Raw genomic sequence first — 22,267 nt, forward strand, 5'->3', positions numbered from 1 at the left:
CTGGTCCGGTGGCGAGGGGGAGAGTCGCCGCGGCGGACGTGCTGCGGGGGCTGTTGGGGGAGAACGAGAACGCTGGTGGAGGCGGGTGGAGGTTGCCTCGGCGCAAGCCGAGCACCCCACCCGTCATCCGCGTGGTGGACCGGGTGGTCACCGACGTGCTCGACCTGCGCGCGGTCGAGGTGCCCTACGTGCTGGAGTTCGAGCGCTGCCAGTTCGAGGCGGCACCGGACCTGCGCCAGGCGAACCTGGCCGGCATCTCATTCACCGACTGCGACCTGCCGGGGCTGCAGGCGCGCAACCTCCACAGCGGCAACGACGTCTCGTTGCTCGGCAGTCGCCTGACCGGGCTGGTCGACCTCACCGATGCCGAGATCGCGGGCTCGGTCCTGTTGCGCGACAGCAGCTTCAGCGTTCCCGGCGGACTGTGCCTGCACGGTGACCGGCTGACGATCGCCGGCGCGTTGCTCGGGTTCGGCATCATCGCCGAGGGCGAGATCCGGCTGGCGGGCTCGCGCATCGGCGGCAACGTCAACCTCGGCAGCTCGGTGCTGGAGAACGCCGACGGCTTCACGTTGAACGGCAACGGAATGCAGGTCGGCGGCAACTTCCTCGGCGCGTTCACCTCGCACGGCGTGGTGTTCCTGTCGAACTCCCGGATCAGCTCGACGCTGTCGTTGAGCGGCGCCATGCTCTCGCGCGGATCGCAGTTCGCCGACACCAACGACCCGCACGACGACCCGTCCGCGACGCTGATCCTCGACCGCGTGGACGTCTCCGGAGACCTGGAGCTCGACCGCGGTTTCACCAGCCAGGGCACCATCCGCGCGGTGAACGCGAAGATCGGCGGCACGTTGTCGCTGGCGGACGCCGTTTTAGACGCTGTGTCGCCTCCCGCGGTCGGCACCGACCCGACCGGCTCCGGGCGCGCGTTGCACGTCGACGGCGCGGAGATCGGCGGTGACGTCGTCGGCAGGGGCATCCGGATCAAGGGCCAGCTGCGCATGGTCGACACGCACGTGCGCGGCAGCATCACCATCGAACGGGCCACTGTGGACAATCCGGCCGCGGACGCGTTGCTGGCCAACCGTTCCCAGATCGGCAGCAACTTCGTGGTGCGCGAGTCCGACGTCGCGGGCGGCCTGGAGCTGCGCGGCATCACCGTCGGCGCGAACCTCGACCTGCGCGGCAGCCGGCTGATCAAGCCGGGCAAGTACCGGCACCAGCCGCGCGAGAAGCCGTCGCTCGACATCGGCGGCGCCACGATCGGCCGTGACCTCATCTGCGCGCGCGGTGAGAAGGAGTTCGTCGCGCACGGCGGCGTGCGGTGCCGTCGCGCGGTGATCGGGCGCATGGCGAACTTCAACGGCGCGGTGCTCGGGTACAAGCTCGACAGCCACGCGTTGAACGCCATGGGCATGCAGGTCCAGGAGCTGATGCTCAACGTCGTGTCACCGCCCAAGGGCCTGGTGACGCTGCGGCAGGCGCGCTGCACGTCGCTGGACGACAACGAGAACTTCTGGAACGCCACGGGTTTCATCGACCTCGACGACTTCCGCTACGACTCGCTCGCCTACCCGATCGACCTGCGCGACGACGACCAGGTGCAGCAGCGGCTGCGCTGGCTGCGGCAGGCGATGCGGCGCAGCTACCACCCGCGCCCGTACGACCAGTTCGCCGAGATGCTGACCGCGGCGGGCAACGAGGAGCACGCCTCGACCGTGCTGATCGAGAAGCAACGCCTGCGGTACCGCGCGGTCGCCGAGGGCATGCGGTTCTTCGGCCCGCTGGTGCTGGTGTGGAGCTTCCTGCAACGGTCGATGGTCGGCTACGGCTACCGCCCGGCGCGTGCGCTCGGGTGGCTGATCGCGGCGTGGGTCGTCGGCAGCATCTGGTTCCAGGTCAAGGGACCGTTGATCGAGATCAACGACGACGACCACCTGCCGTGGAACGCGTGGCTCTACACGATCGACCTGGTGGTGCCGATCGTCGACTTCGGCAACAAGAACCGCTGGCAGACGCCGGGAGCGTCGCAGTGGATCGCGTCGGGGCTGATCGTGACGGGCTGGGTGCTGGCGACGACCGTGGCGGCCGGTCTGACGCGGATGCTCAAACGGTAGAACTCCACCATCGGGGTATTTCGCCCGGTGATGAACGGTGGTGCGATCTTTTGGTGATCGCCGCCGAGTCCACCGAGCTGTTCGTCGGGCCTCGGACCGCGCTGCTGCAGGTGGTGCGGCTGAGCTCGCCGGAGCAGGCCGGGCCGGTGCACGCGCACGTCTCCGGGCCCGGGCTGCACTCGCCGCGGCACGGCGGATCGCTGGTGCTGGGGCCGTTCGGGTACGAGCTCGGGGTCGACGTCTCCGCGCACTCACCGGGCGCCGTGGTGCCCGCCCAGGCCGTGGTGCGGTCTGCCGCCGGCGAGGAGACGTGCACGTTCTCACTGGTCGTGGGCTCGCCGGGGTGGACCGTGCACCTCGTCGGACACGTTGCGGGTGACGCGCCGTTCGACGTGGTGCGCGCCCATCTGGACCTGGCGCTGACCGATCCCGCCTACCGGTTCGCCGTGACGTCGGTGGAGCTGTTGCAGCCGTACTGGGACATGTTCCCGGAGCACCGCTCGGTGCTGCTGCGGCTGATCTCCGAGGGCAGGGTCGAGGTCGTCGGGTCCGAGTCCAATGTGGTCGGTGTGGCGCCGTTGCTCGCGTCGCTGCCCGCCGGGCCGTCGCTGGTGGCGTCTTCGCTGGCCGAGGCCGAGCGGTCGGTCTACTCGTCGTTCCTGGAGATGCGCGCCGGTACCTCGTCCCCGCACGTGATGATGCCGGTCGGGTCCGCGCGGGACGCTCCGAACCCGTGGCTGACCGCGATCCATCACGACTGGAGCGCGCGCTACACGTGGCCGCGGATCTTCTGCTCGCTGCCACGCGACTACTACGTGCGCGGGTCCGTGCCCGTGCCACCCGCGCCGCTCGACGACTCGCCTGCTGCCTTGTTCGCTTCGCACGCGGCTCGGCTGACCGGGGCCGCCTTTCCTTCCGCCGCACTCGAACGCGCTGCGCTGGCACACCCGCGCGAGGCCTTCGACCTGCGGTCCGAGGTCGTCGCGCGGTCGCTCGCGGCGTTGACGTCCACTGTGGACTCGTCGGTGACGGTCTGGAACCCGTCGTCCTCGCCGTGCACCGACATCGTGTCCGTGCATCTGCCTGAGGCGCTGAACGTGCACGTCGAGTTCGACGGTGTGGTGCTGCCGACGTTGGTCGACGGCGTGACCGTGACGTTCTTGGCACGCGATGTGCCCGCCCGCGGATGGCGCACCTACTCGTTGGTCGAGGACGACGTCGACCACGGCTGGAAGCGCGGCTACGGCACCGAGATCGCGTCCACTCACTACGTCCTGTCGTACGACCCGATCGCTTCCCTTGTCGCCGTGGACGGTCCTGCGCTGGAGGCTCCGCGTCTGATCGGGCCGATCAGCGTCTGGCACAGCGAGGTCGGCGAGAAGATGGTCGGCTCCACGACCATCACGCTGTGGCACGAGGTCGGCCACCTGGGCCCGTCGTCGCTGTTCGCGGTGCTCGGGTCGCGGTCACCCGCCAGCGGCACGCTGCCATCCGTGGCGCCTCGGCTGTCGCTGGCCGGGCCGCCGTTGGGGCCTGTCTCACCCGAGGCGCCGGTGTTCGCGCGCTACTGGTTGCACGAGCCCGCGCCGTTGGGCGGCCTGCCCGCGAACGTCCGCCTGGAGGTGCTCGGCCCGACCCGGCTGCGGGTGGTGGCCATGTCGGACGGCCCGGAGTTCTCCGGCGTCGTCCGGCTTTCTCTGCCCGACGGCTGGTCGGCGTCGTGGGAGTCGCTGCCGGTGTCGCTTCCCGCCGGTGGCCACGTCTCGGCCGACCTGTCGCTGGAGCCGCCGCTCACGCCCGGCTGCTACCCGGTGCGCGCCACGCTGGAGGGCCTGCCGTTCGAGGTCTACGACGTCGCGCTGCTGACCGTTCCGGAGTGGGACGCCGACGAGCCCGTCGAGGTGCTGTGGGTGGCTTCCTCGCCGTCGGTCGTGTCGGTCGAGCCCGGGGAATCGGCGCTGGTCCGGGTGGTGGTGGCCTCAGGGGCGCACGGTGATCTGCCGGTGCAGGCCCGGCTGTTGTCGCCGCGTGACTCGTGGGAGCTCGCCGGTCCGTTCTGCGTCAGGGGAATGCTGCCCGCCCAGGGCCGGTTGGCGCTCGACTTCACGTTCGCAGCGCCGTCCTGGGCCACGCCGGACAACTGGTCCGCGGTCGTCCGCGTCGCCGCCGGCGAGTTGGTCAGGACCACTGCGCCCATCCGCCTCGAAGTAGCTGGTTAAGCTGCGTCACCGTGACTGATCTGGTGCTGGCACTGGACTTCGGCGGCACCAAGATCGCTGCCGCCCTGGTGGACCCCGACGGCTCCGTGGTGCGCTCCTCGCGCGTGCCGACCCCGTCCTCGAACCCTTGGGACGCCGTCGTTTCGGTGATCTCGACGGTGGTCCAGGACGCGGTCGTCGCCGGCGTGGGCATCGCCTCGGCAGGCCCGCTGGACACCGTCGCCGGCACCGTCTCGCCGATCAACGTGCCGTCGTGGCAGGAGTTCCCGCTGCGGTCGGCGGTGGCGTCGCTGTTCCCCGGCGTCCCGGTCGAGCTGGCGGGCGACGGCGTGTGCATGGCGCTGGGCGAACACTGGCGCGGTGCGGGCCAGGGCAGCACGTTCATGGTCGGACTGGTCGTGTCCACCGGTGTCGGCGGCGGGCTGGTGCTGGGCGGACGTCCGTTCGGCGGCCGCACCGGCAACGCGGGGCACATCGGCCACATCGTCGTGGAACCCGACGGCGACCTCTGCACGTGCGGCGGCCGCGGGTGCGTCGAGACCATCGCCGGCGGCCCGCGGATGGTGGACTGGGCACGCCGCATCGGCTGGCGGGCGCCGGACCACGCCGACGCCGCTCTGCTGGCCGCGGCCGCGCTGTCCGGCGAGGAGATCCCGCTGGAGGCGTTCGAACGCGCCGGCCGGGCCGTCGGGATGGCCATCGCCGGAGCCGCGGCGGTGTGCGACCTGGAGCTGGCGGTCATCGGGGGCGGGGTGGCGCAGGCCGGGGAGCTGCTGTTCGAGCCGGTGCGGCGGACGTTGAAGACGCACGCCGGGCTGTCCTACCTGGCGGGACTCGAGGTGAAGGCGGCGGAGCTCGGGGGCTCTGCAGGGCTGGTCGGAGCGGCGGCGCTGGTGCGTCAGACCGCCTGACGCGTGTGCCGCAGCGGCGACTCCACGCGTCCCACCGCGACACCCGCCCCCTCCAGTGCCGAACGGACCGCGCGGGCGATCCCCACCGCGCCCGGCGTGTCCCCGTGCACGCAGATGGAGTCCGCCTGGATCCGGACGGGCCGCCCGGACACGCTCCGGACCCACCCCTCGGTCGCCAGCTGCACACATCGGGCCGCGATCTCGGCCGGGTCGCGCAGCACAGCGCCGGGCTCGCCACGCGGCACCAGGGTTCCGGACGCCGTGTAGGCGCGATCCGCGAACGCCTCGTGCCACACCCGCAGGCCCGCCACCGAGGCGCGCTTCAGCCAGACGGCACCGGGTGGGCCCAGCACCGCCAGCGTCGGGTCGAACAGGCGGACCGCGTCGACCACGGCGTCGGCCTGGGCCTCGTGGCGGACCAGGGCGTTGTAGAGCGCGCCGTGCGGCTTCACGTACGAGACGCGGGTGCCGGCGGCTCGGGCGAACGTCGACAGGGCTCCGAGCTGGGCGAGGACCTCGTTGGTCAGCGTGTCCGGGGCGACGTCGATGAAGCGGCGGCCGAAGCCGGCCAGGTCGTGGTAGCCGACGTGCGCGCCGATCGCGACTCCGGCGTCCGCGGCGAGCGCGCAGGTCTCGCGCATCGTGTCCGCGTCGCCCGCGTGGTAGCCGCACGCCACGTTCGCGCTGGTCACGACAGCCAGCAGTGCCTTGTCATCGCCGAGGGTCCAGTGGCCGAAGCCCTCGCCCAGATCCGCGTTCAGGTCCATGACTGTCCTCCTATGCGCGCTCGTCTCGGTGGATCGTAGGATTGTTGAACGATTCAACGATAGTGCAATCGAACGATTACGCCAATAGACTGGGAAGGTGACCGAGACGTGGGTGTCGACGCTGGCTCAGGGCAAAGCCGACCTGGAGCGGGCGAGCACCGCGCAGAAGGTCGCCGACATGCTGCGGGAACGGGTCCTCGACGGTGAGCTGGAGCCCGGGCTCAGGCTCAGCGAGGAAGCGATCGGCGGGGCGCTGGGCGTCAGCCGCAACACGCTCCGCGAGGCGTTCCGGCTGCTCACGCGCGACCGGATCCTGGTGCACGAGCACAGCCGCGGTGTCTTCGTCCGCCGTCCGACCGGCGACGACGTGCGTGACCTCTACGCCGCGCGCCGGGTGATCGAGTGCGGCGCCGTCCTGCGGTGGAACGACGTCACCGAGGCCCAGCGCGAGGCCGTGCGGGTACCGGTCCGGCAGGCCGTGGCACGTGCGGAGAAGAACGACTGGACCAAGGCCGGGCAGGCGAACATCCAGTTCCACCGCCGCATCGTCGGGCTCGCGGGCAGCGTCCGGCTCAGCGACGAGTCCGACCGGCTCTTCGCGGAGCTCATGCTGGCGTTCCGGGTGGCACAGGAGATCAACGACTTCTACCAGACGTACGTCCCCTGGAACCTCCGGATCGTCAACCTGCTGAACAGCGGCGACATCGCCCAGGCAGTGGACCAGCTTCACGAGTACTTCGACGCGGCAGAAGAGGACCTCGTCGCCCGCCTTGCGGCCTATTAGTCCTAAGAGAGCGTTAAGCCGAAGGCAACTATTGCGATCACGAGGCTGACGGCACCCTTCATCAGGCCTAACATCCGCGCAACACCGCGTACACGGAGGGCCACCATGCCGTCGGATCACAAGACCGGCTTGCGCTGGAGCAACTGGAACCTGCTGCTGATACTTCCGCTGTTCATGCTCATCACGCCGTGGTTCAACCAGGACGGGCCCAGGATCTTCGGGTTGCCGTTCTTCTACTGGTACCAGTTCCTGTTCGTCCCGCTCGGCGTCCTGTGCGTCGGCCTCGTCTACGTCAAGACCAAGGACGAGCCCGTGGTCACCGGCAAGCCCGACAAGCTCGGCGTGGACGACCTGGACGAGGGAGCGAACTGATGCAGTGGACCGAGCTGATCGTTTTCAGCGTCCTCTTCCTGGTCGTCACGGTCATGGGCTTCCTGGCGGCGCGGTGGCAGAAGGGCAGCACGCTCGAACACCTCGACGAGTGGGGTCTCGGCGGCCGCAAGTTCGGCAGCTGGATCACGTGGTTCCTGGTCGGTGGTGACCTCTACACCGCGTACACGTTCGTCGCGGTGCCCGCGCTGATGTGGGGCTCGGGTGCCATCGGCTTCTACGCCCTGCCGTACACGATCATCCTGTACCCGCTGGTCTTCCTGCCGCTGGTGCGGATGTGGTCGGTCAGCCGCGTGCACGGGTACGTCACGCCCGCCGACTTCGTGAAGGGCCGCTACGGCTCGCACTGGCTGGCGCTGCTGATCGCGATCACGGGCATCGTCGCGACCATGCCGTACATCGCGCTGCAGCTCGTCGGCCTCGAAGCGGTGCTGCGCAGCATGGGCCTCAACGGCAGCGGCATCATGGGTCACCTGCCGCTGTTCATCGCGTTCCTGGTCCTCGCGCTCTACACCTACCAGTCGGGTCTGCGGGCGCCGGCACTGATCGCGTTCGTCAAGGACATCCTGATCTACCTGGTGATCCTGGTGGCGATCGTCTACCTGCCCTCGAAGTTCGGCGGCTGGGGCGAGATCTTCAACGACGCGCAGGCCAAGTTCGACGCCACGCCGAACAAGACCGACGGCATCCTGCTGACCGGCACCAACCAGCTGCAGTACGCCACGCTGGCACTGGGCAGCGCGCTCGCGCTGTTCCTCTACCCGCACTCGCTGACCGGCATCCTCGCCAGCCGCGGCCGCAACGTCATCAAGCGCAACATGGTCGCGCTGCCGGCGTACTCGCTGCTGCTGGGTCTGCTGGCACTGCTGGGCTTCGTCGCGATCAGCGCGGGCACCAAGCCGCTCGTCAACCAGGCGACCGGCCGTGCCGACAACAACACGATCATCCCCGAGCTCTTCGGCGCGAACTTCCCGTCGTGGTTCGCGGGCATCGCGTTCGCGGCCATCGGCATCGGCGCGCTGGTGCCGGCGGCGATCATGTCGATCGCGGCGGCGAACCTGTGGACGCGCAACATCTACAAGGAGTACTTCAAGAAGAACGCCACCCCGGCGGAGGAGGCCAAGCAGGCCAAGCTCGCCAGCCTCGTCGTGAAGTTCGGCGCCGTGGCGTTCATCGTGCTGATCGACCCGCAGTACTCCATCGACCTGCAGCTCATGGGCGGGGTGATGATCCTGCAGACGCTGCCGGCGGTGGCGATCGCGCTGTACACGCGCTGGTTCCACGTCCACGCGCTGGTCGCCGGGTGGATCGCGGGCATGGGCTACGGCATGTGGCTGCTCTACAACATCGGCGCTCCCCCGCCCGGAAAGGCGCACTTCGCCAGCTCCGCGCTGCCGATGGGCAACATTTCGATCTTCGGCTGGCACCCGTTCGGCGGTTCGACGACGCAGATCTACGCGGGCATCGTCGCGCTGTTCGTCAACCTCCTGGTCGCGGTGGTCATCACGCTGATCGCCAAGAAGGCCAAGTGGTTCAACGGAACGGACCAGACCGACCCGTCCGACTACCACGTCGACGAGGACAGCCCGCGGGTGAAGCCCGTCGCTGCCCACTGAGACGCAGTCGTCAACACTAGGGGCCACCCGTCGGTTACGGCGGGTGGCCCTTTGCGTTGAGGATCGAAGCCGTGAAAACCATCGCCGGACTGGTCGGACTGACCGCACTCGCCCTCACCCTGAGTCCCGCCGTCGCCCACGCGCAGGACGCGAACTGCTACGACACCACCGCCCTGCTGACCGTCGAGGAGCAACGGCTCGACGACACGCTGGTCACGGGCGGCCCCGCCGTCGGCCCCGCGCTGGTGAAGCTCGCCGGGTTCGACACCCGCGTCACGGACTTCACCGCCAAGCTCTGCCGTCAGATCGCGCCGAAGCAGGCGCAGCAGTTCGTGGAACGCGAAGGCAACGCGCTGTGGAAGGCCGCGGTCTCCCGCGCGCAGAGCACAACACCCGTGACGCACGACGCCTATGACGACCGCCCGCTCTACTGGGCACGGCTGCAGCTCAGCACCGCGCTGCGCCAGTGGACGCCGCGGTTCTCCATGGCGCCCAACGACCGCGCGAAGCTCATCCAGCGCTTCGACTGGGCGTCACGGGGTCTGAGCGACTCGGCGTTCCCGTCCAGGCCCGGCGCGCGCAAGATCGTCGTGACCGGCTTCGACCCGTTCCAGCTCACCGGCGTGAACGTGCGGCGCGCGAACCCGGCCGGTGCGGCGGCGTTGCAGCTCGACGGCCGCGAGATCTCCACGCCCAGCGGCAAGGTCGTGCTGCAGGCCGCGGTGCTTCCGGTGCTGTGGGGCGGTTTCGACGAGGGTGTCGTCGAGCAGTTCTACGGATCCGCGCTGCCGCAGAAGCCCGACGCGTTCGTGACGATCAGCCAGGGCAGGCCCGGCCGGTTCGACGTCGAACGGTGGGCGGCGCGCTGGCGCGGTGGCTTCGCGGACAACAACAACATCGGCTCGTACGGCAGCGTCCCGAACGCGGCGGGCTGGCCGCAGCCGGCCACCGAGTTCATCGAGACCTCGCTGCCGTTCCAGAAGATGATCGACGCGGGCACCGGGCCGTTCACCGTGAACTACAACAGGGCGTTCTGCGAGTGGGTCGTCGTCGGCTCGCAGCAGTCGTGCCGCACGGACGACCCGACTCCCGGCAGGGTCGCGGCTTCCGGTGGCGGCGGTGACTACCTGTCCAACGAGAGCATGTACCGGGCCAACCGGCTGCGCATCGGTTACGGCGCAACGAATGTCCTCGGCGGTCACCTGCACACGCCGGTGCTCGGGCAGCCCGCCGACCCGGCCGCGCTCACGGATGCGGCCTTCGAAAAGCAGCGTCGGGACATCGCCGATCAGGTCAAGGCCCTAGTCTCTGTGGTGTGACCCGTGTGCGGCTGGCGGTGGCAATTGTCCTGAGCGCGTTGACGCTGTCCGCGTGCGCGATTCAGGTGGGAGGGCAGGCGGTCCCAGGACCCCTGCCGTCGACGGCCTCCGCCTCCGCGCCCACCCTGCCCAAGGCGGGGCAGTGCATGAACGCCTACGAGCTGAAGGTGCTGCAGTGCACCGAGTCGCACGAGGCAGAGGTCATGAGCGTCGGTGAGCTCACCGGCCTGCCCACGGCCTACCCGGACACGCAGGCGCTGCGCAAGGCGGCGCTCCCGCCGTGCCGCCAGACGCTGACCGAGTACCTGGGCAGCGGCGACGCGGACTCGACGCGCCTGCGGGTCTGGGCGTTCTGGCCGAACGAGCAGGGCTGGAAGGACGGCCAGCGCTGGCGGCTGTGCACCGTCGTGGAGATCAGTCCCGACGAGAAGCCGCTGGCGCGCAAGGGTTCCGTGAAGAACGTGCTGAAGGACAACGGCTTCGGCACCTTCCAGACCTGCACCCAGGGCTCGCCGTCCAAGGACCAGGAGGTCAAGGTCGTGGTCTGCACCGCCACCGCGCACATGGCGGAGGCAGTGCCCTCCGGCGTCGTGTCACTGGGCAAGGCGACCGACCCCGCTCCGTCCAAGGAGCAGATGAACGCGATCGCGAAGGACAAGTGCACCACGGCCGTGCACGGCTACCTGGGCTCGACCAAGCGCACGGACGTGTTCCCCGCGTGGCGGAACCCCGGCTCCCAGGCCTGGTCAGAGGGTTGGACCAACGCCGTCTGCTACGCGGAGGCCACCAAGCCCTTCAGCGGCACCCTCCTCGGCATCCGGGACAACCCGCTCCCGAACTGACCCGGCGACCACGACCATCAGCACGGCGGCCAGGGACAGCACCAGCATCGCGATTCCTGCGATCCCCACGGCACACCTCCCTCTCCGTCCCGGTGACGATCTTTGTGACCGCCATCACACACTTAGGACGTTCCCGGAAGGGGCCAGGTTCATTCCTGGAGCAAGACCGTTTTCTTCGGCCGTGGACAACTCCCCAGGCTTGTCCACAACCATCCACAACATGTGCACAAACCCGTCCACACCTGTGGACAACTTCGTTTCAAGTGGACGATGAGCTGCGCCGACTCAGAGAAATTTGCTGCACAGGACCACGCCGGCGACCACGCCGATGGCTAAACCGATGCCGAACACGAGCACGTAACGCCACCGCGACGGACGGGCCGGCGGGGCGGGCGGCACCGGGTAGTAGCGCACGATGCCCGTCGTCGGGCCGACCTCCACATCGCGCTTCGAACCGTCGAAGTTCAGGCCGCCGAGGAAGTCGTCTTGCGTCACACGATCAGTAGTACCCCACCCAAGTAACCCAGTCACTCTCCGCGCCTACCCGGAACGCACGCGGGGACCTTCCGTACCGTCTGACGGTACGGAAGGTCCCCGCGTGCAGTAGAAACTAGCCGAGGCGCTGCTTCAGGTTGGCCAGCTCGTCGCGGAGCGTGGTCGGGACCTTCTCGCCGATCTTCGCGAACCACTCCTCGACGAGCGGGATCTCGGCACGCCACTCGTCGGCGTTGAACTCGAGCGAGGCCTCGATGTCCTCACGCGACGCCTCCAGACCCTCGAGGTCCAGGTCGTCGGCGGTCGGCACGTAACCGATGGGGGTCTCGACCGCGGCGGCCTTGCCCTCGAGGCGCTCGATGGCCCACTTCAGCACGCGCGAGTTCTCGCCGAATCCGGGCCACAGGAAGCGCTTGTCCTCGCCGCGGCGGAACCAGTTGACGTAGAAGATCTTCGGCAGCTTGTCGGCGTCGGCGCGCTTGCCGAGGTCGACCCAGTGCTGGAAGTAGTCACCGGCGTTGTAGCCGATGAACGGCAGCATCGCCATCGGGTCGCGACGCACGACGCCGGTCTTGCCGACCGCGGCGGCCGTGGTCTCCGACGACAGCGTGGCGCCCATGTAGGTGCCGTGCTGCCAGTCGCGCGACTCCGTGACCAGCGGGATCGTCGTGGCGCGGCGGCCACCGAAGAAGATCGCCGAGATCGGGACGCCGTTCGGGTCCTCCCACTCCGGCGCCTTGATGTCGCACTGCTCGATCGGCGTGCAGTAACGGGAGTTCGGGTGCGAGCTGAGCTCCTCGCTGTCCGGCGTCCAGTCCTGGTGCTTCCACGAGGTGAGGTGGGCAGGGGGCTCGCCCATGCCCTCCCACCAGATGTCGCCGTCGTCGGTCAGCGCGACGTTCGTGAACAGCGAGTTGCCCTTGGCGATGGTGCGCATCGCGTTCGGGTTCGTGTGGTAGTCGGTGCCGGGCGCGACGCCGAAGAAGCCGTTCTCCGGGTTCACCGCGTACAGGCGGCCGTCCTCACCGAAACGCATCCAGGCGATGTCGTCGCCGAGCGTCTCGACCTTCCAGCCGGGGATGGACGGCTCCAGCATGGCGAGGTTCGTCTTGCCACAGGCCGACGGGAACGCGGCGGCGATGTAGTACGCCTTGTTCTCCGGCGAGGTGAGCTTGAGGATCAGCATGTGCTCGGCGAGCCAGCCCTCGTCGCGCGCCATGGCCGAGGCGATGCGCAGCGAGTAGCACTTCTTGCCGAGCAGGGCGTTGCCGCCGTAGCCGGAGCCGAAGCTCCAGATCTCGCGGGTCTCCGGGAAGTGCGAGATGTACTTGGTGTCGTTGCACGGCCACTGCGCGTCTTCCTGGCCGGGCTCCAGCGGAGCGCCGAGCGAGTGCAGCGCGGGGACGAACGGGGCGTCCTCACCGAACAGATTCAGCGCCTTGGTGCCCATGCGGGTCATGATGTGCATGGAGACGACGACGTACTCCGAGTCGGTGATCTCGACACCGAGCATCGGCTTCTCCGCGTCCAGCGGGCCCATGCAGAACGGGATGACGTACATCGTGCGGCCACGCATGCAGCCCCGGTAGAGCTCGGTCATGATGGCCTTCATCTCCGAAGGTTCCATCCAGTTGTTCGTCGGGCCCGAGTCCTCCTCGCGCACGGAGCAGATGTAGGTCCGCTCTTCCACGCGCGCGACGTCCGTCGGGTCCGAGGCCGCCCAGAACGAGTTGGGCTTCTTCTTGAGCGGCACGAACGTGCCGGCGTCGACGAGCTTCTTCGTGAGACGGTCCCATTCGCCCTGAGACCCGTCAGCCCAAACAACCTCGTCGGGGCAGGTCAGCTCAGCGACTTCCTGAACCCATGCGAGCAGACGCGCGTGGTTGGTAGGTGCGTGTTCGAGACCGGGAATGGTCACTGCCGTCATCTCGTCTCGTCTCCTGACTGAACGCCTCGGCAACCCGAGCACGTGGTGGTCCGGTGCAGGACTTCGTCGTCCTCGGGAATAGCTCACGACGCCCGGTGGGGCCGGGCGTACGTGGAAGGGGATGGACCGAGGTTAGCCGGATGAATGGCAGGTAAAGCACCCCCAGCCTGTCGCTTCCCTCACAAAACCGATTCTGTAATCGATTCAGCACTCGGACGGCGTTAAGGCGGGCTTGAGGTGGGAAAAACACAAGAGGCCCCGGTGCGGTTCTCACCACACCGGGGCCTGTGACCTGCGCTTCAGTTCTGCGTCAGTTCGGACTGATCCACTGACCCGTTGTGGAATCGATTCGGACGACCCCGTCGAACCGTTCTTCCTCGAGCCAGTCGTCCGACTCGTCCAGAATGCCGCTCTTCGAGTCGGTCACGTACCGGCCGTCGGACTCGATGTGCCCGTGTTCGACCTCGACCCAGTCGTCGCCGCGGTGCTCGGACATCGTGACCTCGCCGGATCGTGTGATCTCCGTCGCCACGTCGGCCTTGCCGTCGCCGTTCGCGTCGGTGAACAACCACGTGTCCCCGTCGTCGTCCCGCACGATCGCGGTGTCGGCCTTGCCGTCCCCGTCGGTGTCCTCGGTGGCCTGCCCGACGTTTCGTTCACCTTCGTCGGTGTCCACGACAATCGCCTGATTGGGCGAGGAATTCGTCTTTTCCTGGTGCGGGTCGTTCGGGCCGACGGCAACCCACTCACCGGAATTCTCCTCGAACCGAGCCTGGCTCAGGAGATTGCCGTCCTTGTCGAACGTGCTCATCAGATCGGCGTCACCGTCGCCGTTCGTGTCGGTGAACGCGAGATGACCGCCGTCATCGGTCTCGACGACGGCGGAGTCGTTCACGCCGTCCTGGTCGAGGTCGAAGGTGACGTCGGCGGTGTACTCCTCATCCTCGACGGTGACCTTCAGCTCGGCGTCGGCCGCACCGTTCTCGTCGATGTACACCGGGACACACCTCCTACTTGCTCATGTACCGGTATGACCCACGTTATGCCGGTTTGGTTCCGCCGCCAACCTTGCGGCGGGCGTGCCCGTCGACCTCGCACTGGTCGATGGCCGCGTCGAGGGCGGCGCGGAACTCCCGGATCTCCTGACCGGCGAACGAGAAGGCCACGCCGTCGGGTCCGGCGACCTCCACGACTCCCGCGCTCACGCTGACCTCGCACACCGCCCGGTCCGCGTAGCTGTCCCTGCAGCGAAGGAGCCACTCGCGCTTGACGCCCATGGTCAACCTCATCTTCGCCCCAGAACGCCTCTATTAGACTTAACATTAGTCCTGCTTGAGGCTAAAGTCGCTCGCCTAAGCGTATGAAGGGCGGCAGCCACGTGGGTCAGGCCAGGCAGACCGTGGAACGCCTCCAGCTGGGCTTGGCCCTGCAACGTCTGCGCACGAAGGCAGGCAGGTCCCAGCAGGAGGCGGCAGACCTCATCGGCCGCAGCGCACCCAGGCTCAGTCAGGTGGAGAACGGCAAGGGAGCACTCGACTCGGCCGAACTCACCCGGCTGCTCGACTTCTACGGGGTGCAGGGCGAGGAGCGTGCCACCCTGCTCGAACTCGGCAAGGCGAGCAGGCGCCGACAGCCGCGGGCGGGTTATGTCGACGCGCTGCCCAACTCGTTTCCCCGGTTCATGGATCTTCTGAGCGCGGCGCGCCGGATCAGCTGGTACGAGTGCGGCATCATCCCCGGCCTCGTCCAGTCGAAGAGCTATGTCGAGGCGGCCATCGGTGCGAACACCGCGGTGCGATCCGATGCCGCGGAGCGGATCGCCTTCCGCCTGGAGATGCAGCAGCAGGTGCTCACCAGCACTGCGGAGCAGATCAACATCGTGTTCACGGAGGACTCACTGCTGCACGTGGTCGGCGACGACTCCGTGATGCGACGCCAAGCCCTTCATCTGCTGGAACTGATGGAGCAGCACAGCACTCTGAACATCCGCATCGTTCCTCTGGGAGCGGTCGACAACCCCGGCAACGGCGGTGGCCTCATCGCGCTGGAGTTCGACAAGGCTGATCCGGTCACCTTCGCCTCCACGATCTACGGTCCGTCCACTTATTACGATCAAGCATCCTTCACGGAACCCATGCGAAAGCTCTTCGAGCAGATCCAGGACCTCGCGTATAACGTCCAAGACACTCGTGCAGCGCTGATTGACCTTCTAGGGGCCCCTGATTGACCGCATGGCGCAAGAGCAGCTTCAGCTCGAGCGGGGGCGATGCCTGTGTGGAGGTTCGTCTCAGCACCACCGAGGTCGATGTGCGGGACTCCAAAAACGCGGAAGGACCGCGCTTTGCCGTGTCTGCGAGCGCGTGGCGGGCGTTTCTAGGCTCGGTCCCGCACGGACCTGATCCGGCCCAGTAGCTCCTCGGCCTTCGAACGCCCCTGCTCCACCTCGGCGAGCTGCCGCGTCACGGCCTGCAGCTCGCGCCCGCGTTCGCCGGCCTCCATCCGCAACGCCCTGTCGACCTCGCGCAGCTCCGCCTCGATGGCCTCGATGCGCTTGGCCAGAGCCTCGTCCAGGGCGAGCGAGAGGGCCTGCTCGGCCTCGATCAGCTGCTCGGCGGCGAGTTGGTCCACTGTGGAGCGCGCGTCGGCGATGGCGTCGGAGAGCCACTGCTTGACGTGCTGCTTTTCCGCCGTGTGGGTACGGGTGCGGGCCATCCACCAGCCCGCGCCGAGGCCCAGGGCGATGGTCACCGGCAGGACGATCGGGTTCAGGACGGCGATGCCGAGACCCGCGAGCGGCATGACGGCCAGCTTGCCCGCGCCCAGGCCGCCGGAGACGCCCATGAACACCAGCAGCTTGTCCTCGGCCGTCGGCGGGCGCTTCTCCTTCGGGCGCAGCACGACCGGCGGTTGCTCACCTCGGGCGAACTGGCCGCGGATCAGGGTGAGTTCCTCCGCGCTGAACAGAGTGGCCAGCACGGCGTCGGTGACCTGGGAGAGGCGGACGGACAGGGCCGTGGAGATGCGGCCGGAGACGACCTGCAACGCCGTGTCGACCTGCTGCGGCAGGGTGGCGAGGGCGGTGCGGTCGGCCGCGTCGATGGACTGGCGGTACCAGGTCTGCAGGTCGCGCATCTGGCGGGAGATCTCGTGGGAGTTCTCGATGCGGGCGCGCTGGACCTCGCCGCGCAGGCGGACCTGCCAGCCTCGGGTGGAGGAGCGGCGTTCGGTCTGTAGCTCCTCGCGGCGGGCGCGGAGGACCACGGCCTCGTCCTCGCCCACGGACAGGGCGCGCTTCTCGTGCTCCAAGCGGATTTCCAGCTCTGCCAGGACGGTCGAGAGGGCGCGCAGGGCGTTGGCCTCGGCGAGCATGCCGGCGCGACCTGTGACCAGTTCCTGCAGAGCGGTCTGCAGGACGGAGATGCCGGAGCGTTCGCGGAGCATGGCGGCCGCGTCGGGGTTCGGGGCCTGGGCGGCCATGCCGAACATCCGGGACGACACCGGGTAGAAGGTGGCGTCGGCGAACCTGGGGGCGTGTTCGGCCAGGAGGGCCTGGTTGGCGTCCAGGACCTGGCGCCAGCCGCGGTACTGGTCGGTCTTGGTCAGGGCGAAGACGACGGTTTCGACGCGGTCGCCCACGCGCTTGAGGAAGTCGAGCTCGCCGCGGGTGAACGGGGACGAGGCGTCCACGACGAAGACCAGGGCGGTGGCCGAGGTGACGGCCTCCAGGGCCAGTTCGCCGTGCACCGACTCCAGGCCGCCGACACCCGGAGTGTCCACAACGGACATCCGTTCCAGCAACGGGATCGGGGCGTCCACCTCGACGTAGCGCGGGGGCAGCTCGCCCTCGGGCAGGTCGTGGGCAGCGGAAACCCAGTTGATCAACGCGGGCAGCGGGAAGCCGACCGGCGCGAGCAGGCCCGGGTAGCAGGCGCGGGCAGCCCAGGACGGGCCGTGCTGGAAGACGAGATAGGTGGAGGTGGCCACGTCCGCATCCACCGGGGAGAGACCTGGGGACGACAGCAGGGCGTTGACCAGCGACGACTTGCCGCGGTTCGTCTCGCCGACGATCACGACCGACGACACCTCGGGGACCGCGCGGCGAGTCACCCAGTCGGCCATCGACGGGTCGAGCTCACGTACTACGGACACCAGACGTTCGCGCGTCTGCCGGACCGTCTGCGAGAGGTTGCTCATCGGGCCGTGTAGACCGTCACGATCGGAGCCCGCAGGACGCGGCCGCGATCGCAGAAGCCGGGCACCTCGGTCTCAGCGACCAGGCCCTGCAACGCCAGGTCGTCGGTCGGGAGGGTGCCGCCGGCCTCGTGCTGCGACGGGTCGAACCGCTCACCGTCCGCCCGCAGCGCCACGACGCCTATGGACGACAGGCCTTCCTCGATGCGTGCGACCACGCCCGCACTGGCGCGGTCCAGCGCGTACAGGCACAGCTGGACCAGCGCGCGGCGCTCGGCCAGCGCCTGGTCGAGCAGCTCGTCGGTGATGGTCTCCACACCGTGATCCGACGCCAGATCAGCGGGTTCGGTTCCGTTCACGCTCATCGGTGCCCCCCAGCACGTAGTTGCTGCCAAATGAGGAAATACGCCCGGTGGACGACATGCGCCACTCGAGCCTGCGCCGGCGTCGCGCCGAACGACGCGAACGAACGCCACCAACCGGCGCGTTCCAGCGCGAACGCGACCAGCTCTGAGCCGGGCCGGCCGGCCATGCCGAGCTGAGCCGCGATGTCCGGGGTGCTGCCGACCCGCAGCACCTCCTCCGTCAGGTCGGTCGCCAGTGTGACCGCGCCGGACGAGACCAGCGTCAACGCCTCCAGCAGCCGCAGCTGATGGGCTTCCGGCCTGGCCAGCAGGACCTCGATCGCGTCGTGCACGCGCCGCCGTTCGCCGGCGTCGCCCGAGGCCAGCGACGTGACCGAGGCCAGCGCGGCGGCGGCCTTGATGCCGTCGGCGCGGGCCCGGAAGACCGCGTCCAACCGGCCGCGGACGGCGGCGAACCCGGACGCGTCGAACAGCACGCGCCGGAGCGCTCCCGCGGTGAGCGCGGGCTCGGCGTCCAGCGCCTGCAGCGCCTGGCCGATGCCGTAGAGGTCGAGCTTCTCCAGCAACCGGGAGCGCGTGCCTGCCGCGACGTCGCACTCCCACGACGTGAAGAGGTCGCCGGACATCAGCATCATCGTGCGGGTGTCGGGGTCCAGTGCGGCCAGCGCCCGCAACGCCTCCGCGTCCGCCGACGTGAACTCCCCGGTCTCCGCGGACTCGGCGAGCAGGCTGATCACCGGGAGCACGTCCGCGACCCGCGGTTTGAGCAGGTCGGCCTGCTTCGCCGCGAGGATCTGCGCGGCCCGCCAGACGTCACCTTCCGCGCCCTCGACGGTCTCCGGCGCGACGTTGTCGACCTTGTTCAGCGCGGCGATGGCGTTGACCGGCCCTGCCTCACGCGACGCGGTCGCGGCGGTGAAGGCGGCCAGCGTCGAATGATCGTCCGCGCGCACGCCCTGCGTCACGACGTACAGAACGGCCTCGGCGCCGGCGACCGCGTTGCGCGACACGGGATCCAGCAGTTCCTCGGTGCGGGCGACCGAGGCCGCGTCCAGCGAACCGAGCCCTGGCGTGTCGATGACGGTGAAGTCGCGCAGCACGGCGTTCGTCAGGTACGCCTCGATGTGCGAGACGCCTTCCACGCCAAGGGAAGCGGGGATCATGCCGTTCGCGTCGAACGGCAGCACCTGCCGTCTTCCGTCCCGCAGCACGACTTCGATGCGGTCGACCGTGCCGTACTGGTAGCGCGTGACGAGCCGGGTGCACTCGCCGATGTCCGTGGGCGCGACCCGGCGTCCGATCAACGCGTTGACCAGAGTCGACTTCCCGGACTTGATCCGGCCGGCGACCGCGACCTGCAACGGCGCGTGCAGCCGGCGCAGCACCTCCTGGAAACCGGCGGCGGTCCGCGCGGACACCTGCGGCTGCAGCGCAACGCACAAATTGGCCACCGCCGCGCACAGCGGTCCGGCCAGTTGTTGTCCCTGCAACGCCGTCACGGGCACTGATCGTGCCACGGTTTGTGCGCGTGCGTGCGCGGGTAGCCACAGCGCATGGGTGACAGCTACGTGACGTTCCTAGTGCTGGGGATCGTCCTGGTCGTGGTCGACGGCCAGCTGATCTACCACAGCGGCAAGGGATATCTGAGGCGCGCCGCGTACGACGACGAGCAGGCCGGCGGCATGATGAAGCTGACGGCCGTGCTGTTCCACCTCGTCGTGCTCGGCCTGCTGGCGATCGTGTCGACCATCGAGGTCGACACCGGCAGCGCGGTGAAGAACGTGGTCGTGAAGCTGGGCGTCGTGCTGTTGCTGCTGGCAGCGGCCCATGGCGCGACGATGGCGATCCTGGCCAGGATCCGGGACCGCCAGATGCAGCAGCAACTCGCTGACCAGATGGCAGAAGAGCACCGCATCTACGAAGAGCGGCAAGAAGAACGTCAGGCACACGTAGGCGAACCGCGACCCGCACCCAAGATCGAGTCGCCTTACTCACCCACGTAGTGGGCTCGCACGGCGTTCAGTGCCTCCCCCTCACTGGCGCCGAGTGACCGAGCGATGGCGACGAACTCCGCCGCAGCGGCGGAGAGCGGGTCCGGTGCATGCGAAGGCAGGGCAGCCACCACGGTGCCCTGCCTTCGTCCTGTCGTGAGCACGCCTTCGGTCTCCAGCTCCCGGTACGCCCGTGCGACGGTGCCGGCGGCGAGCCCCAGGTCCGCGGCGAGCTGGCGGATCGTCGGCAACCGCGAGCCGACCGGCAGCACACCACCGCCGATCAACCTCACCAGCTGGTCGCGCACCTGACGCCAGGGCGAGACACCGTTCTCGACGTCGACGACGATTCTGGGACCTGTCACCAGAAGATTTTCTTCGACACGTAGTTCGTGTTGGCCATCGCTATCCACGCGAGCAGGCCGACGAAGGCGAGCGCGTGGCCGACCAGTGCGCCGGCCAGTGCCGCACCGAGCCCCATCGACACGTGCACGCTGCGGGTGCGCAGTGCCCGGTCGACCACCTCGTCACCGTCCGCCGGCCGGACGACCGCCGCCCAGACGACCGCCGTCACCGCGGCGACGGACACCACGAGCGCCGGCAGCTGACTGATCCGGAGGTCGGCGAGGAGCAGGACGACGGCGATCAGCACGATGACCGCGTAAGCGATCAACACGTACTGCGAGGCGATGTCGAACAGACCACGCGGCGCGAGCGAGGCCACCCGTTGCGACCCCTCACGATGCAGCTGCGTCGCGATCAGCTCGGCGAGCAGGGTGCCACCGAGCACGATCGCCGCGAGCGAGCCGACACCGCGGCCGGTCTCGATCGGCAGGAGAGTCAGCCCGACGATGAGCCACGGGTAGAGGAGTCGCCGCCGCTTCAGGTAGCGGATCGCGTCGTCGATCTGCGCCGGCGTCGGGTCCTGCACCTTCCAGCTCTTCAGCAGCCGCTTGCCGGTCGACTTCGTCGGCCACAGCACGACGAGCAACACCAGGCCCACGCCGGCGGACCACAAAGCGTCGTACAACATGGCAGACCCCCGAACTTTGTACCAACCCCTCGACACAATAACTCACACTGAAGTCGTACGCAGCGTCAACCCGTGGCGCGACGCGCGGAAGTTCGGCCCGCACCTAACCTTGTCCAGTGCGGCGGTTCAGTCTGTGGATGAAGGCTCATCCGGCGTTCGGGGACTCCCTGATCGCCGGAGTTCTGCTGCTCTTCGACATGGGCATCGCGGCCACACTGGTCGACCAGGGGGTGTCGTTCTCCGCCTATCTCGCGGTGACGCTGCTGATGCTCGGGCCGCTGCCGTTTCGCCGGTACCACCCGCTCGGCACCAGCTACCTGATCCTCGCGGGCGGGTTCCTGCAGCTCTTCTCCCACGGCGGCGTCAACGGCGTCCCGGTCCGCATGTCCGACTTCGCGCTGGCCATCGCGCTGTACACGCTCGTCGCCAACACGAACCGCAAGACGGCGTTGATCTACCTGGGCTGGCTGCTCGCCGGCACGCTGCTCTGGGCGGTCTTCCAGGTCGGCGAGATCCAGGCCGTCTTCTTCGTGTTCCTGGTCTTCGTGATCTTCGGCTTCAGCTGGGCGATGGGTGAGTTCATCGGCGCCCGCCGCGCCTACCAGCGCGAGATGGAGCAGCGCTTGGTACTTCTCGAGACCGAACGCGACCAGCAGGCCAGGATCGCGGTGGGCGAGGAGCGCTCGCGCATCGCCCGCGAGCTGCACGACGTCGTCGCCCACGCGGTGAGCGTGATGATCGTCCACGCGGACGGCGCCGCCTACACGATCAGGTCCCAGCCCGAGGTGGCGGAGAACGCGGTCCGCACGATCGCCGAGACCGGCCGCCTGGCGTTGACCGAGATGCGCCGCCTGCTGGGCGTGCTGCGCAGCGAGGACGCCGAGACGCAGTGGGCTCCGCAGCCCGACGCGCGCGGTGTGGTCGAGCTGGCCGAGAACACCCGTGCCGCCGGGGTCCCGGTGCGCCTGGAGATCACCGGCGACGTGGACGACCTGCCCGTGGGCGTGGGGTTGAGCGTCTACCGGATCGTGCAGGAAGCCCTGACGAACATCATCAAGCACGCGGGCTCCGGCACCACCGCCATGGTGCGCATGGCCCGCTCGGCAGAAGAACTGCGCCTGGAAGTGACCGACAACGGCTTCGGCACCCCCCACGACGTCGTGAAGGTCTCCGGCGGAAACGGCCTGATCGGCATGAGGGAACGGGCGGCGGTGCTCGGCGGCGAGTTCGAGGCCGGCCCCAACCCCGGCGGAGGCTGGCGCGTCCGCGCAACATTCCCGCTAGCCGCATAGGGTGATCG

Annotated in this window: 22 protein-coding genes; 12 read left to right on the plus strand and 10 right to left on the minus strand. The window is 68.8% G+C overall.

Annotation, left to right across the window (positions count from 1 at the left end; translation table 11 throughout):
• Positions 1-8 precede the first annotated feature (8 nt).
• The 3 genes from ACSHWB_RS13210 to ACSHWB_RS13220 are packed head-to-tail and all read left to right on the plus strand — an operon-like array spanning position 9 to position 5,247.
• A complete protein-coding gene (locus tag ACSHWB_RS13210; protein WP_439662323.1) occupies positions 9-2,117 on the plus strand; it encodes a hypothetical protein in 2,109 nt (702 codons plus the stop codon).
• A 53-nt stretch (positions 2,118-2,170) separates the two neighbouring features.
• Entirely contained in the window at positions 2,171-4,336 is a 2,166-nt protein-coding gene (locus ACSHWB_RS13215) for an NEW3 domain-containing protein (protein ID WP_439662324.1), read from the plus strand.
• Between the two features lie 11 nt (positions 4,337-4,347).
• Positions 4,348-5,247, plus strand: a complete 900-nt coding sequence (locus ACSHWB_RS13220) for an ROK family protein (protein WP_439662325.1) — start codon at positions 4,348-4,350, stop codon at positions 5,245-5,247.
• On the opposite strand, the gene ACSHWB_RS13225 is transcribed toward ACSHWB_RS13220, so the two are convergent.
• On the minus strand, positions 5,235-6,014 hold the full coding sequence (locus tag ACSHWB_RS13225; protein ID WP_439662326.1) for a LamB/YcsF family protein: 780 nt from the start codon (positions 6,012-6,014) through the stop codon (positions 5,235-5,237). The two genes, ACSHWB_RS13220 and ACSHWB_RS13225, sit on opposite strands and share 13 nt — an antisense overlap.
• Positions 6,015-6,111: 97 nt before the next feature.
• On the opposite strand from ACSHWB_RS13225, the gene ACSHWB_RS13230 reads away from it, so the two are divergent.
• The 5 genes from ACSHWB_RS13230 (at position 6,112) to ACSHWB_RS13250 (ending at position 10,965) form a co-directional block, all read left to right on the plus strand.
• The gene (locus tag ACSHWB_RS13230; RefSeq protein ID WP_439662327.1) at positions 6,112-6,798 is read left to right on the plus strand and encodes a GntR family transcriptional regulator; all 687 of its coding nucleotides are present in this window, start codon (positions 6,112-6,114) and stop codon (positions 6,796-6,798) included.
• A 105-nt stretch (positions 6,799-6,903) separates the two neighbouring features.
• Positions 6,904-7,170, plus strand: a complete 267-nt coding sequence (locus ACSHWB_RS13235) for a DUF3311 domain-containing protein (protein ID WP_439662328.1) — start codon at positions 6,904-6,906, stop codon at positions 7,168-7,170.
• Positions 7,170-8,804, plus strand: coding sequence for a monocarboxylate uptake permease MctP (gene mctP, locus ACSHWB_RS13240; RefSeq protein WP_439662329.1), 1,635 nt, complete (start codon positions 7,170-7,172; stop codon positions 8,802-8,804). Before ACSHWB_RS13235 ends, mctP begins: the two co-directional genes overlap by 1 nt.
• Before the next feature lie 71 nt (positions 8,805-8,875).
• On the plus strand, positions 8,876-10,123 hold the full coding sequence (locus ACSHWB_RS13245) for a hypothetical protein (protein ID WP_439662330.1): 1,248 nt from the start codon (positions 8,876-8,878) through the stop codon (positions 10,121-10,123).
• Positions 10,120-10,965, plus strand: coding sequence for a septum formation family protein (locus tag ACSHWB_RS13250; protein WP_439662331.1), 846 nt, complete (start codon positions 10,120-10,122; stop codon positions 10,963-10,965). Before ACSHWB_RS13245 ends, ACSHWB_RS13250 begins: the two co-directional genes overlap by 4 nt.
• A 285-nt stretch (positions 10,966-11,250) precedes the next feature.
• On the opposite strand, the gene ACSHWB_RS13255 is transcribed toward ACSHWB_RS13250, so the two are convergent.
• The 4 genes from ACSHWB_RS13255 to ACSHWB_RS13270 form a co-directional block, all read right to left on the minus strand.
• Positions 11,251-11,460, minus strand: coding sequence for a hypothetical protein (locus tag ACSHWB_RS13255; protein ID WP_439662332.1), 210 nt, complete (start codon positions 11,458-11,460; stop codon positions 11,251-11,253).
• A 115-nt stretch (positions 11,461-11,575) separates the two neighbouring features.
• Positions 11,576-13,387, minus strand: a complete 1,812-nt coding sequence (locus tag ACSHWB_RS13260) for a phosphoenolpyruvate carboxykinase (GTP) (RefSeq protein ID WP_439662333.1) — start codon at positions 13,385-13,387, stop codon at positions 11,576-11,578.
• Positions 13,388-13,697: 310 nt separating this feature from the next.
• On the minus strand, positions 13,698-14,384 hold the full coding sequence (locus tag ACSHWB_RS13265) for a DUF6802 family protein (RefSeq protein WP_439662334.1): 687 nt from the start codon (positions 14,382-14,384) through the stop codon (positions 13,698-13,700).
• A gap of 43 nt (positions 14,385-14,427) precedes the next feature.
• Complete coding sequence (locus ACSHWB_RS13270; protein WP_439662335.1) at positions 14,428-14,676, minus strand: hypothetical protein; 249 nt, start codon at positions 14,674-14,676, stop codon at positions 14,428-14,430.
• 71 nt (positions 14,677-14,747) lie between these two features.
• Between ACSHWB_RS13270 and ACSHWB_RS13275 the strand changes: the two genes are divergently transcribed.
• Together ACSHWB_RS13275 and ACSHWB_RS13280 are read left to right on the plus strand one after the other, a co-directional pair.
• Entirely contained in the window at positions 14,748-15,614 is an 867-nt protein-coding gene (locus ACSHWB_RS13275) for a helix-turn-helix domain-containing protein (protein WP_439662336.1), read from the plus strand.
• 47 nt (positions 15,615-15,661) lie between these two features.
• Positions 15,662-15,799: a DUF397 domain-containing protein gene (locus tag ACSHWB_RS13280; RefSeq protein WP_439664587.1), complete on the plus strand. Its 138-nt coding sequence runs from the start codon at positions 15,662-15,664 to the stop codon at positions 15,797-15,799.
• Here the strand turns inward: ACSHWB_RS13280 and ACSHWB_RS13285 are convergent.
• Genes ACSHWB_RS13285 through ACSHWB_RS13295 form a run of 3 tightly spaced genes read right to left on the minus strand, consistent with a single transcriptional unit; the run spans position 15,761 to position 19,442 of the window.
• Positions 15,761-17,581 (minus strand): dynamin family protein, encoded by a 1,821-nt coding sequence (locus ACSHWB_RS13285; protein ID WP_439662337.1) that lies wholly within the window; start codon positions 17,579-17,581, stop codon positions 15,761-15,763. The two genes, ACSHWB_RS13280 and ACSHWB_RS13285, sit on opposite strands and share 39 nt — an antisense overlap.
• Entirely contained in the window at positions 17,578-17,943 is a 366-nt protein-coding gene (gene grpE, locus ACSHWB_RS13290) for a nucleotide exchange factor GrpE (RefSeq protein WP_439662338.1), read from the minus strand. The genes ACSHWB_RS13285 and grpE overlap by 4 nt, the downstream gene beginning before the upstream one ends.
• On the minus strand, positions 17,940-19,442 hold the full coding sequence (locus ACSHWB_RS13295; protein WP_439662339.1) for a dynamin family protein: 1,503 nt from the start codon (positions 19,440-19,442) through the stop codon (positions 17,940-17,942). The genes grpE and ACSHWB_RS13295 overlap by 4 nt, the downstream gene beginning before the upstream one ends.
• Before the next feature lie 54 nt (positions 19,443-19,496).
• Between ACSHWB_RS13295 and ACSHWB_RS13300 the strand changes: the two genes are divergently transcribed.
• A complete protein-coding gene (locus ACSHWB_RS13300; RefSeq protein ID WP_439662340.1) occupies positions 19,497-19,946 on the plus strand; it encodes a hypothetical protein in 450 nt (149 codons plus the stop codon).
• Here ACSHWB_RS13300 and ACSHWB_RS13305 read toward each other — a convergent pair.
• A complete protein-coding gene (locus ACSHWB_RS13305) occupies positions 19,931-20,299 on the minus strand; it encodes a GntR family transcriptional regulator (protein ID WP_439662341.1) in 369 nt (122 codons plus the stop codon). The two genes, ACSHWB_RS13300 and ACSHWB_RS13305, sit on opposite strands and share 16 nt — an antisense overlap.
• Entirely contained in the window at positions 20,296-20,967 is a 672-nt protein-coding gene (locus ACSHWB_RS13310) for a hypothetical protein (protein ID WP_439662342.1), read from the minus strand. Before ACSHWB_RS13310 ends, ACSHWB_RS13305 begins: the two co-directional genes overlap by 4 nt.
• Positions 20,968-21,083: 116 nt before the next feature.
• Here ACSHWB_RS13310 and ACSHWB_RS13315 point away from each other — a divergent pair, with 116 nt between their 5' ends.
• Positions 21,084-22,259, plus strand: coding sequence for a sensor histidine kinase (locus tag ACSHWB_RS13315; RefSeq protein ID WP_439662343.1), 1,176 nt, complete (start codon positions 21,084-21,086; stop codon positions 22,257-22,259).
• Positions 22,260-22,267 lie beyond the last annotated feature (8 nt).

Origin of the sequence: Lentzea sp. HUAS TT2 (assembly GCF_051853195.1) — a bacterium.
Taxonomy (GTDB): Bacteria; Actinomycetota; Actinomycetes; order Mycobacteriales; family Pseudonocardiaceae; genus Lentzea.

What these genes read in the sequence shown, in the direction of transcription:
- ACSHWB_RS13225 (WP_439662326.1), bottom strand. Translation starts at nt 6,014, where the DNA reads ATGGACCTGAACGCGGATCTGGGCGAGGGCTTCGGCCACTGGACCCTC.
- ACSHWB_RS13235 (WP_439662328.1), top strand. Translation starts at nt 6,904, where the DNA reads ATGCCGTCGGATCACAAGACCGGCTTGCGCTGGAGCAACTGGAACCTG.
- mctP (WP_439662329.1), top strand. Translation starts at nt 7,170, where the DNA reads ATGCAGTGGACCGAGCTGATCGTTTTCAGCGTCCTCTTCCTGGTCGTC.
- ACSHWB_RS13260 (WP_439662333.1), bottom strand. Translation starts at nt 13,387, where the DNA reads ATGACGGCAGTGACCATTCCCGGTCTCGAACACGCACCTACCAACCAC.
- ACSHWB_RS13270 (WP_439662335.1), bottom strand. Translation starts at nt 14,676, where the DNA reads ATGAGGTTGACCATGGGCGTCAAGCGCGAGTGGCTCCTTCGCTGCAGG.
- ACSHWB_RS13275 (WP_439662336.1), top strand. Translation starts at nt 14,748, where the DNA reads ATGAAGGGCGGCAGCCACGTGGGTCAGGCCAGGCAGACCGTGGAACGC.
- ACSHWB_RS13285 (WP_439662337.1), bottom strand. Translation starts at nt 17,581, where the DNA reads ATGAGCAACCTCTCGCAGACGGTCCGGCAGACGCGCGAACGTCTGGTG.
- grpE (WP_439662338.1), bottom strand. Translation starts at nt 17,943, where the DNA reads ATGAGCGTGAACGGAACCGAACCCGCTGATCTGGCGTCGGATCACGGT.
- ACSHWB_RS13300 (WP_439662340.1), top strand. Translation starts at nt 19,497, where the DNA reads ATGGGTGACAGCTACGTGACGTTCCTAGTGCTGGGGATCGTCCTGGTC.
- ACSHWB_RS13310 (WP_439662342.1), bottom strand. Translation starts at nt 20,967, where the DNA reads ATGTTGTACGACGCTTTGTGGTCCGCCGGCGTGGGCCTGGTGTTGCTC.